This is a genomic window from Caldalkalibacillus mannanilyticus JCM 10596 (assembly GCF_000615945.1).
Classification (GTDB): domain Bacteria; phylum Bacillota; class Bacilli; order Caldalkalibacillales; family JCM-10596; genus Bacillus_AT; species Bacillus_AT mannanilyticus.
This window is the reverse complement of the sequence record NZ_BAMO01000014.1, coordinates 78,404-88,552: the sequence shown is the minus strand read 5'-3', so window position 1 is coordinate 88,552 and position 10,149 is coordinate 78,404. Positions and strand designations below refer to the sequence as shown.

Sequence of the window (10,149 nt, the reverse complement as noted above, 5' to 3'; positions counted from 1 at the left end):
GTGTTTCTTCATTTTCTTACTCTTTGCCGCTGTCTTGCAGCAACATTTAATATCATACCAAAACATTTTCAAAAAATCAACTACTTTTTTTTCAAACTGTTCGTTTCACAATTTTCAACACTTCATTTGCTTTTTCTGTTGCCGCTCTCTCGCGGCGACAAGACTTATCTTATCATCTTTTTACTTCTCGTTTCAACGGCTAATTTTTGGGGATTTATTAGGGTTCCTCTGCAAAGGTTATAAAGCAAACCCTACATTAGATGGAGATTTTACTCCGCTTAGTGTTAGGAGGGGACAAAAAAAACATCCCTTTATATAGAAGGAATGTTGGGGCTTACTATGTAGGCTCTTACTTTAATATCTCCTGATACTGTTTCTGTATACACTTCATCTACAAGATGTTTCTTCACTAAGTGCTCCAATAAAATGCTTAGATCTAAGGAATATTCTTGTACTTCTTGTTGGGCTAATATCTCTTCAAACAACCAAGGTTCTTTCTTCTTTCCTAAGACATCAAGTAAATGCGATGCTCCTAACCTCGTTTTTGAGATAACGGAGAACTCACTAGCCAGCAAGAGGAGCTCCAGCCTCTTCGCTAATATATCGGAGCCCATTAATAGCTCGTCGTATAATTTATATATTTCTGGATCAATTTTTTTTACTTGTTTCCACAGAGTGACCTCTGGATGAAATCCCTGTTCAATAACGGATAGTCTGGCCCAATGGTGCAGCGCATGCAGAATTTGATTAAAAGAGTCTAGGTAGTCTCCGGAATTTAGTAATTCTTTTCCTTCTTGGTATCTTCTTATTAAACGTCCAAACTCCACACACAACCTTTTGCTTCTTAATTCAAAAGGGAATTCGATTAATCGTTCCTTAAGCTCTGTAACAAAATCATTTCGATCAAATACAATTTTCCCATGCATCACCCATTCAACAGCACGACGATTACTCCCTGCTGCTAACCATTCATGTAACATTGTTTTATCCACTGTAATTAGTTGTACCTTTTTATCTTCGTAACGGTAATGATGAGTATTCCAGTATACTTCTTCATTCTCAGTAATCACTAAAATAATATCATCAAAGCCATCTGTAACTGGACTAAACGTTTCTTTCTTTTGTAAATGAATAATACCAAGCGTATTCGTATCGCTTGCTCTTTCTTGATACAAAATCCGTAACTGACTATCCAACAGGCCCCACCTTACTTTCTATAGATCTTACTTTCTCTAATTCTCTATGTACAAAGGATTCTACATTCTTCTTATAAAATCCTTTTTTCAGGATTCGTTCATTGCTGTAAAAAAAATAGATATGCTATACTAAGCACATTAGGAGGGACAACCATGTTCAATAAAGGAAAAATTAATACTGTTCGTACTTTCGCCCTTGGATTGGTGTTCGGCGGAATCATTGTCACTTATGGATCTTTTTTAGTAGAATCCACTTGGGCTATGTCTTTATTTATGCTTTTGGGGCTACTCATGGTGTTAGCAAGTACCGTTGTCTACTTTTGGATCGGTTTTTTATCTACCCAAGCAACGTACGTTACTTGCCCCACGTGTCAAAAATCCACAAAAATGCTTGGCAAATTAGATGAATGTATGTATTGCAAACAAAAAATAACGCTAGATGCTCAACTAGCCACAGATATCGAGCCAACAAACAAACCTTAGGAACTGTTACATGAACGGTTAGAACCAGATAAATAAATCTCTGCCCTCAACTATTGGTTAAGAGCAGAGATTCTTTTTTTTTACCGATCTAATCCATCAGCGATCACTTGCCAAATAGATGCCTTCTCAAATCCTCGACGCCATGAAGCTACGCCTGCCAAGTTATATTTATGCACGAGTTCAACCCTTTTAGCGATAGAGGTTTCATCCTCTAACCAAATTCTATAGAGTGCTTCCTCTTCTTGATCATAGTACTCGGCATAGTGTTGACCAGACTGTTCATCAAAAACTTTTTGAACTTCTCTTTCTGCCATCCACTTCTCTATCCCATCCATTGAATAGGCTTTTGAACTCACTTTCGTTTTCCCGTCTTCGGTCACTTCTTTCCACAGCCTTGTATAAAAAGGCACTCCAAGAAGAACTTTTTCATTAGAAACCTCCTCTAAGATACCCTGTAACCCTTTTTCGACCCAAGGAAGGGATGCTACAGAGCCTGAAACCGGGCTAGAACCCCAGTGCTCATCATAAGTCATCACCATCATATAATCTACGATTTCACCTAAAGCAGGGCGATCTAAGAACAGCGACCACTGCTCACTTGTTGATTTGATGGTCACATCAATTGATAACACCAACCCTTGTTCTCTCATAAAAGGTCTTAGTTCGCGCATAAATTGAACGAGGTTTTCTTTATCTTTTAGATAGACATTTTCAAAATCAATATTGATTCCGTCAAGATTATACAATTCAGCAAAATAAATCAGCTGAAGGATTACCTTACGCCTTTTTTCATAAGAGGATAAAATCGTATGCGTTAAGTCTGGATTAAAATCATTGGTCACAAGCCCCCACACCTGATACCCATTTTTATGAGCCCAGTCTACATATCTTTTATCCGCAATATTTTTTATACCTCCCTCTTCATCTTTAATATGAAACCACGTAGGCGAAACGACATTAACTCCTTTTGGCGGCTCTATCTGATCTGGATTAGGAGTTCTGCTGACGACATGCTCCCACGTCAAATTAATTTTTTGCCCAAATGGTTTCCAAGCAACATAAGAATCCTCTGACTCTTCTGCCTTAGTTAAGTGGACTTGCCCTATAATAAGATTCTTTTTCGGAACATAACCAATGAATCCATCCTGAGATTGAACATAGTACCAATCGTTTTCCTCATGGTATATTTTCACTTCTTCATCTGCTGTAAGTGTTGTGACGATATAGCTCTTAATACTTGGTTCCATACGCATCGCTAGTTCCGTTTTCTTTTTTCCTTCTATTATAATAGTTCCATTTAATACTGCCGTATGCCGATGTTCGATCTCTGCAACTCCACTTGTTTCATATAAATGAACATTGATTGGATAAAGCTTTTGGATCAGATCGTAGGGGATATATAAGGTTTCGTTAATTTTGACTAATGGAAACTCAAGCTCCACGACCTCTCCTTTTACTTCCTCAATGATCTGCTTCGTGTTTAATTTAATGACCTTATCTTCAGTCGTGATAATCACAGCTTCTGATTCTTGGTCAAGTGCCGCAGTAGGATCGATTTCGCTTTGGAAGAGATGGAAAGGTAGAAAAGTATGCTGTCCATCTTGCACCCATAGTTTTCCGTCGAGGAGATTGCCACCTACCATTAACGGGTACAAGCTGCCTTGCTCTAATTGCTCAACTTCTGGAAAAGGACTTCCCTTTTCTGTGTTCTCTCGATTCTCTAAAAAATATAGTAGTCCGATGATTAGGCTTGTCATGATAAAGGAGATAAGAATAGCGTATAGTCCGATTCTGCGTATCGTTCTTTTCGCTCCCTTTCTCCGTTTCTGTGTATATTCGATTTCCATTCTGTCCCCTCCCATATTTCCATTTTAACAGAATATATACAGAGAGGATAAGAAAAAAACACTTTAAGATGAATAAAGTAGACTTCCATCAGATGCGGTTTTTTACTCCTGCTGATGTTGAGTCGCCCTTATCTCGTTTCTTAAAGTGTTTTTCTCCAGTTCTATTGTACTGTTAGGCTAGTTAAGTTGCTTACTATGCTTCTTCTGACAATCCGCACATACTCCATATACCTCTAGTCGATGATTATCAACTACAAATCCCGTTTCCTTAGATGCCGCATTCTCTACTTCACCCAATAAATCGCATTCAAAATCCACGATTCGATTACACTCACGACAAATAACATGATAATGCTTAGATATATTGGCATCAAATTTACTGGAAGAATCACCATAGGTCAGTTCGCGAACCAAACCGGCTTCCTTGAACAGCCTTAGATTATTGTATACGGTTGCTACACTCATACTAGGAAAACGATCTGCCAAAGCCTTATAGATTTCATCAGCTGTTGGGTGACACATCGTTTCTAATAAATAAGCTAATATGGCATGACGTTGCGGTGTCATTCTGACTCCAGTGCTTTTAAGTTTTTCTAAAGCTGCTCCAAGTTTTTCCGCCACTGCATACCACCCTTTCATCAAAATACTAATTATCAGATTATAATTGTTATAAATAAGTTTATTATGAGTTCGTTAAATTGTCAATCACCAGCTACAACGTACCTTCATTATTCCCAAGTTTGCTTAAAAAACCAGGTGAATTAACCACAAAAGAAGTATATCTATTCTGATTTGCCACCCACTTCTTTTCTTTCTCAATATGCTGAATGATTTCTTTTAGCTCCTGCTGCAAATGTTCTATCCCATCATTACGAACTCCTATCAATAATGTATCGTTCCCCTTTTTCAGAAAACCTCCTGTACTAGCCAGCTTCGTTACTCTATACCCCTTATCACTTAACGAATGAACTAATCTAGATCCATATTTATTATCAACAATACACACCATTAGTTTCATGTACGTCCCTCCACCATCTTGGCATTTTTCAGGCATTATCCGTTTTTTTACTTCATTGTACTATTATATGTAGAATTCTTGCAATTGTCGCTCCATCCAAAGGGTAATGACGCGAAAAAGAGCCCAGCCTTGAACTCATTTGCTGGACCCTATCTAACATTCAATTTGAATCGTCATTGTAGACATTTTGTAATCATTCAGAAGTTATTTTCTCTATCTTGCCACTCCTAGTTTAGCGGACAAATAAGATACCTTAGACACTTCCTCAGCGACCCTATTATGGACTTCTTGATCTAATGGATGCGGCACCAAGTCACCTGGTTGAGTATTTGCTGCAATCGTTTTGGCTGCAGCCACAAGCATTTCGTGAGTAATTTGCCTAGATTGTGCATTCAACGCCCCTCGGAAAATTCCAGGAAATCCAAGAACATTGTTTACCGATCGACCATCTGCTGCATAGGCAGCTCCAGCTCTCAGAGCGGCTTCTGGTTCAATCTCTGGCTTCGGATTAGACAAGGCAAGAATGACTTGTCCTTGTTTCACCCATTTTTCTTGAATGAGTCCAGGGACGCCGGTAGTAGCAATGACAATGTCACAGCGCTCCATCAGTTCTTCAATGGAATCAACCACTTGACCTCCATAAGTTTCTAGACGTGCTTTTGCCTCTACAGACTTATCTGCCCCCATAACATGTTTAACACCATAAGCCATGAACATTCGGCAAATGGCTAATCCTGCTGCTCCCAATCCGATTTGTCCCACCTGTGCTTCCTTCAAGTCAACTCCAGCGCTTTTACAAGCAGAAATAGCAGCAGCCAAAGTAACTACGGCAGTACCATGTTGGTCATCATGCATCACTGGAATATCCAAATCCTTTTTAAGTCGTTCTTCCACTTCAAAGCAATGAGGGGACCCAATATCCTCCAGTAAGATTCCACTGAATCCAGGAGAAATACTTTTCACTGTACGTACAATCTCATCAGGATCTTTCGTATTCAACAGGATAGGAATTCCATTGATTCCGGCTAATTGATCAAAGAGAGCCGCTTTTCCCTCCATTACTGGCATCCCTGCAACTGGACCGATATCTCCAAGTCCGAGAATAGCAGATCCATCAGTAACAATAGCTACTGTATTGCCAATACTGGTGTAAATTCTCGCTTTTTCAGGTTCTTCTTTGATCGCCTGGCAGACACTAGCCACTCCCGGTGTGTATACACGTCTCAAGTCGGCAAGAGACGTAATCTCCATTTTTCTTTTTATTTGTATTTTACCTCCCTCATGAGCACGAAGTACTTCATCAGAAACTGTATGAAGGCGGATTCCACCTCCTAGCTTACGAATAACCTCCAGCAAATCTGATAGCTGGTTCTCATTTTCAACCTGAACAGTAATGTTACGCATTGTGTAGTTAGGTCCAACTTGTACCGTTTCAATATCACCTATATCTCCTCCCGCCATACCAATTACAGTCGTAACTTTCCCAAGGTTGCCGGGAAAAGAAGGAGTTTCGATCCTCAAGGTTCGAATTAAATTATTTTTACTATTCATAACAAAGTACCTCCGAGTACAATTACATCTTTTTGACAATCTTGTTAGATAGCACTAATGAGCCGCCTTCTGCTCCAATGGTACTTCTATGTTATTTTTGGTGTACCAAATGTATTTACCTGTATAACCATAAATGATCGCTAGTGCAATGGAAACAAAGCTTAACCACATAAATGGTAGATAAGAAAAAGTAGATATGCCAAGAATCGCTGCCATAAAAATCCCGTTATCAGACCAAGGAATCATCCCTGAAGTGAGCGTACCTCCAACCTCAGAATTTCGAGACAAAACCCTGCGATCGATATGTAATTTATCATAGCTTTCTTCCATAATTTTTGGTGTTAATATTAAGGAAACATACATAGCACAACCAAATACATTTGCTAAAAAGGCAACAATTAATGTTGAAAGGGTTACATTACCCGCTGAAGTTAACTGGTTCTGGAATTTAGATACTATTACTTTTAGTACACCTAAATGCTCCAATAAACCACCGAACCCTAAGCCGAAAATAATAACGACGATTGCGCCAAGCATTCCCTGAATTCCTCCACGGTTCAGAAGAACATCCAAAAATTCAATGCCTGTATTTATTGAAAAGCCATTGTATGCCGTATCTATAGCCACATAAAAATCAATCCCTTGGAAGAGGGTAGCCCAAATGGTTCCTAAGAGAGCACCTGCAGCAATTGTCGGCACAGAAGGTTGTTTCAGTGCTAGCATTACAATGACAAATATCGCAGGAAGGAGCATCCAAATTTGAATATTAAAATTTTCAAGCAAGGCTGTCTTAAGAAATTCTACTCGTTCTAAATCTACATTTTTTCCTCCATATATAAAACCTACTATAGTAAAAAGAAGAGCGGTAATGGCGTATGCAGGGATATCTAGATACAACAAGGCTCGCACGTGTGCAATGACATCCACTTTTGACATCGTGGCTGCCAGTACGGTGCTATCAGATAATGGAGAAAGCTTATCTCCGAAGTATGCACCCGAAAGAACAGCACCTGCTACAATCGGCAGAGGGATGCCCATCCCCTCTCCAATTGCCATCATTGCGATTCCAGCAGTTCCGACAGTTCCCCACGATGTACCCGTAGCCAAAGATGTGATTGAGCAAATGACGAGGGTAGCTAATAAGAAAATGCTAGGATGGATAAACTCTAAACCGTAATAAATAAGTTGGTACGACGCCACCTGCAATCCAAGTCCCTATAAGAGCACCGACTACAAGTAGAATTAAAATAGCCTCAAGACCATTCGAAATCCCTTTTTTTATACCTTCTTGAAGCTCCTGATATTGGAAACCCAAACGCAATCCAAGTAGAATAAAAATGAACCATGATATAAATAGTGCTAGTTGTATCGGCAAATCAAACATCGTGGTAAACGAAAAGACAATTGCTAAAAACAACCCCAACGTAAAAATAATTTCTGGTATAGATGGTAGCCGTTTGTTCCTCATCCCTACTCCCCCCTCTTGAAAGTTATTCTTTTCGGAATTCACTTTCAAATATGAAACGCTTTCAAAATTTCACTTTTAATCGTTCGTTATTTTTTATTACACTTTAAAATGATCTATAGGTTTATAGATTCTATACTCGATCTAATAGTGCTCCACCCGCTATACCTGGTTTTGTCATTTCATACGGGTTTAAAATCAAATCGAGTTCCTCTTCTGTCATAACGTTATATTTCATGCAAAGTTCACGAACGGACATTCCACTTAATATAGCTTCTCGTGCAATTCGTGATGCAATTTCATACCCTATGTGCGGATTTACGGCTGTAATGATTCCCACACTTTTTTCAACATACTCTTTCATCCTGTCTTCATTTGCCTCGATATCTACAAGACAAAAGTCTGTAAAGCTTCGGAACGCATTATTCATGATGCTGATTGATTGGAGCAAGTTAAAGACTAACACGGGTTCCATTACGTTCAATTCAAGTTGTCCCGCTTCAGAAGCCAAGCAAATCGTATGGTCGTTTCCAATGACCTGAAAGGCGACTTGGTTAATGAGCTCTGGCATGACTGGATTGACTTTCCCAGGCATAATGGAAGAACCAGGTTGGCGTGCCGGTAAGATAATTTCACCAAATCCCGTACGCGGTCCAGATGCCATCAATCGTAAGTCGTTGGCTATTTTGGACATATTAATCATGCAGACTTTCAGTGCAGCGGACACTTCTGTGTAAGCATCCGTATTTTGTGTTGCATCAACAAGGCACTCTGTCCCAACAAGCGGTAATCCACTAATATCCGCAAGGTGCTTTACAACATTTTTGATATACTCAGGGTCAGCATTTAATCCTGTCCCTACTGCCGTTGCTCCCATATTCACTTCATAAAGATGCTGGCGCGTTTGTCCAATCCGTTTAATGTCGCGTTCCAAAACACGGCTATATGCTTCAAATTCTTGCCCAAGACGGATGGGTACGGCATCTTGAAGATGAGTGCGTCCCATTTTGATGACATGATCAAATTGCTGAGCTTTCTTCTTGAAAACACCCAACATGTCATTCATAGTATCCAGTAGCTTTTCAAGAAGATGCAGAGTTGCGATATGGATAGCTGTCGGAAACACGTCGTTTGTTGATTGCGACATGTTTACATGAGTGTTTGGGCTTAGCTTCTCATACTCACCTTTTTTTAAACCGAGCAGTTCAAGTGCACGATTGGCAATCACTTCATTTGCATTCATATTCATCGATGTACCGGCTCCCCCTTGGATCGGGTCGACAATAAAATACTCGTGCCATTTTCCTTCTAGAATTTCATCTGCGGACTGAACGATAGCTTCACCAATTCCTTCATATAAGCGCTTGATATCCATATTTGCAAGTGCTGCTGCTTTTTTCACAATGGCTAGTGCTCTAATCATTTCTGGATGAATTTTGTATCCAGTTATCGGAAAATTATCTGCTGCCCTTACTGTCTGAATCCCATAATAAACGTCTGCTGGAATTTCTTTCTCACCTAAAAAATCCTTCTCCATACGGAATACTTTCTCGTTTTTCACCATTTCCCTTACTCCTTTAAAAGTTTTAGAATGTAATGTCATCTGCAATGGGGGTTTCCATCATTTCTTTCACTTTTTGTGGAACCTGAGTCTTACCTAATACCCACATCAATTTAGGGACGATTGCTTCTGTATTCATATTTCTGGAACGAATGATCGCATCATGATTTACTTTACGCCCCACTTCATAAATATCCATGTCCTCCCCTTCCTCTAAACATTGTGTAGTAATGACAACGGATATTCCACACTCGATCAATTCATTCAATTTCTCTAAAATGTTTCTTCCTTGAAATGGAATGCCACCGCTTCCATAACTTTCTATGACAATCCCCTTACATTGATCTTTTAGAAAATCAAAGAACTCTGGCTTAATCCCTGGATATAACTTAACGAGAGAAACATCAGTACATAGGGAAGTATCTAACTTTATTTTTTTATTTTTTGCTGAATGAACAGGCTTATTATACTCAATACCATTTCCATGTATAGAAGCAACATAAGGGTAATTAATACTTTCGAACGAGTCATAGCTTTTTGTTCTAAGTTTAATAGCTCTTGTTCCCTGTATCACCCTACCATCAAATACGATATATACTCCACCTATGTCTTCACAAGCAAATCGAACCGCGTCAGAAAAATTTCTCTTGGCATCTGTTTTCTTAAAAGCAATTGGAATTTGAGAGCCTGTAATTACGATTGGTTTGTCGACATCTTGTAGCATATAGGAGAGCGCGGCTGAAGTATAAGCCATTGTATCCGTCCCATGAGTGATAATAAAGCCGTCGTAGTCATGGTAATGTTTGTAGATAGCGTTTGCTATTTCAACCCAATGCTCTGGTTGTATATTGGTACTATCAATATTCATCAATGGCTTACCATCAATCTTACATTGTGAATGTAATCCAGGTAAGTGATTTAAAATTTCGTTGGGATCCATCCCTGGAGCTAGTCCATTTTCCCCTTCTAAGGAAGCAATGGTCCCACCGGTAGTAAGTAACATCAAATTCTTCAAAATAATACCCCCT

The 10,149-nt window shown here is 39.3% G+C and carries 9 protein-coding genes and 1 pseudogene; 2 read left to right on the top strand and 8 right to left on the bottom strand.

The genetic code is table 11. The features are described from left to right. Positions 1-243: hypothetical protein (locus JCM10596_RS30175; RefSeq protein WP_234410465.1), on the top strand; the 243-nt coding region annotated here is incomplete at its 5' end. Between the two features lie 68 nt (positions 244-311). Here JCM10596_RS30175 and JCM10596_RS09940 read toward each other — a convergent pair. Next, positions 312-1,196 (bottom strand): nucleotidyltransferase-like protein, encoded by an 885-nt coding sequence (locus JCM10596_RS09940; RefSeq protein ID WP_025027003.1) that lies wholly within the window; start codon positions 1,194-1,196, stop codon positions 312-314. 153 nt (positions 1,197-1,349) lie between these two features. Here JCM10596_RS09940 and JCM10596_RS09935 point away from each other — a divergent pair, with 153 nt between their 5' ends. After that, positions 1,350-1,679, top strand: a complete 330-nt coding sequence (locus JCM10596_RS09935) for a DUF2614 family zinc ribbon-containing protein (RefSeq protein WP_025027002.1) — start codon at positions 1,350-1,352, stop codon at positions 1,677-1,679. Positions 1,680-1,759: 80 nt separating this feature from the next. On the opposite strand, the gene JCM10596_RS09930 is transcribed toward JCM10596_RS09935, so the two are convergent. The 7 genes and pseudogenes from JCM10596_RS09930 to JCM10596_RS09900 all read right to left on the bottom strand — a co-directional run bounded on the left by JCM10596_RS09930 (position 1,760) and on the right by JCM10596_RS09900 (position 10,136). Further along, a complete protein-coding gene (locus JCM10596_RS09930) occupies positions 1,760-3,526 on the bottom strand; it encodes a glycosyl hydrolase family 18 protein (protein ID WP_025027001.1) in 1,767 nt (588 codons plus the stop codon). 177 nt (positions 3,527-3,703) lie between these two features. Continuing rightward, a complete protein-coding gene (locus tag JCM10596_RS09925) occupies positions 3,704-4,165 on the bottom strand; it encodes a Fur family transcriptional regulator (RefSeq protein ID WP_034681054.1) in 462 nt (153 codons plus the stop codon). Between the two features lie 73 nt (positions 4,166-4,238). Beyond that, positions 4,239-4,544, bottom strand: a complete 306-nt coding sequence (locus JCM10596_RS09920) for a cyclic-di-AMP receptor (RefSeq protein ID WP_025026999.1) — start codon at positions 4,542-4,544, stop codon at positions 4,239-4,241. Between the two features lie 213 nt (positions 4,545-4,757). After that, the gene (locus JCM10596_RS09915; protein ID WP_025026998.1) at positions 4,758-6,095 is read right to left on the bottom strand and encodes an NAD-dependent malic enzyme; all 1,338 of its coding nucleotides are present in this window, start codon (positions 6,093-6,095) and stop codon (positions 4,758-4,760) included. Between the two features lie 54 nt (positions 6,096-6,149). Further along, positions 6,150-7,563: pseudogene (gene nhaC, locus JCM10596_RS24830) on the bottom strand (Na+/H+ antiporter NhaC). Positions 7,564-7,693: 130 nt separating this feature from the next. Beyond that, positions 7,694-9,124: an aspartate ammonia-lyase gene (gene aspA, locus JCM10596_RS09905; RefSeq protein WP_025026997.1), complete on the bottom strand. Its 1,431-nt coding sequence runs from the start codon at positions 9,122-9,124 to the stop codon at positions 7,694-7,696. A 22-nt stretch (positions 9,125-9,146) separates the two neighbouring features. Further along, positions 9,147-10,136: an asparaginase gene (locus tag JCM10596_RS09900; protein ID WP_025026996.1), complete on the bottom strand. Its 990-nt coding sequence runs from the start codon at positions 10,134-10,136 to the stop codon at positions 9,147-9,149. Between the last annotated feature and the right edge of the window lie 13 nt (positions 10,137-10,149).

Coding starts and splice junctions, on each gene's coding strand:
- JCM10596_RS09935 (WP_025027002.1), top strand. CDS start 1,350: ATGTTCAATAAAGGAAAAATTAATACTGTTCGTACTTTCGCCCTTGGA.
- JCM10596_RS09920 (WP_025026999.1), bottom strand. CDS start 4,544: ATGAAACTAATGGTGTGTATTGTTGATAATAAATATGGATCTAGATTA.
- JCM10596_RS09915 (WP_025026998.1), bottom strand. CDS start 6,095: ATGAATAGTAAAAATAATTTAATTCGAACCTTGAGGATCGAAACTCCT.
- JCM10596_RS09930 (WP_025027001.1), bottom strand. CDS start 3,526: ATGGAAATCGAATATACACAGAAACGGAGAAAGGGAGCGAAAAGAACG.
- aspA (WP_025026997.1), bottom strand. CDS start 9,124: ATGGTGAAAAACGAGAAAGTATTCCGTATGGAGAAGGATTTTTTAGGT.
- JCM10596_RS09925 (WP_034681054.1), bottom strand. CDS start 4,165: ATGAAAGGGTGGTATGCAGTGGCGGAAAAACTTGGAGCAGCTTTAGAA.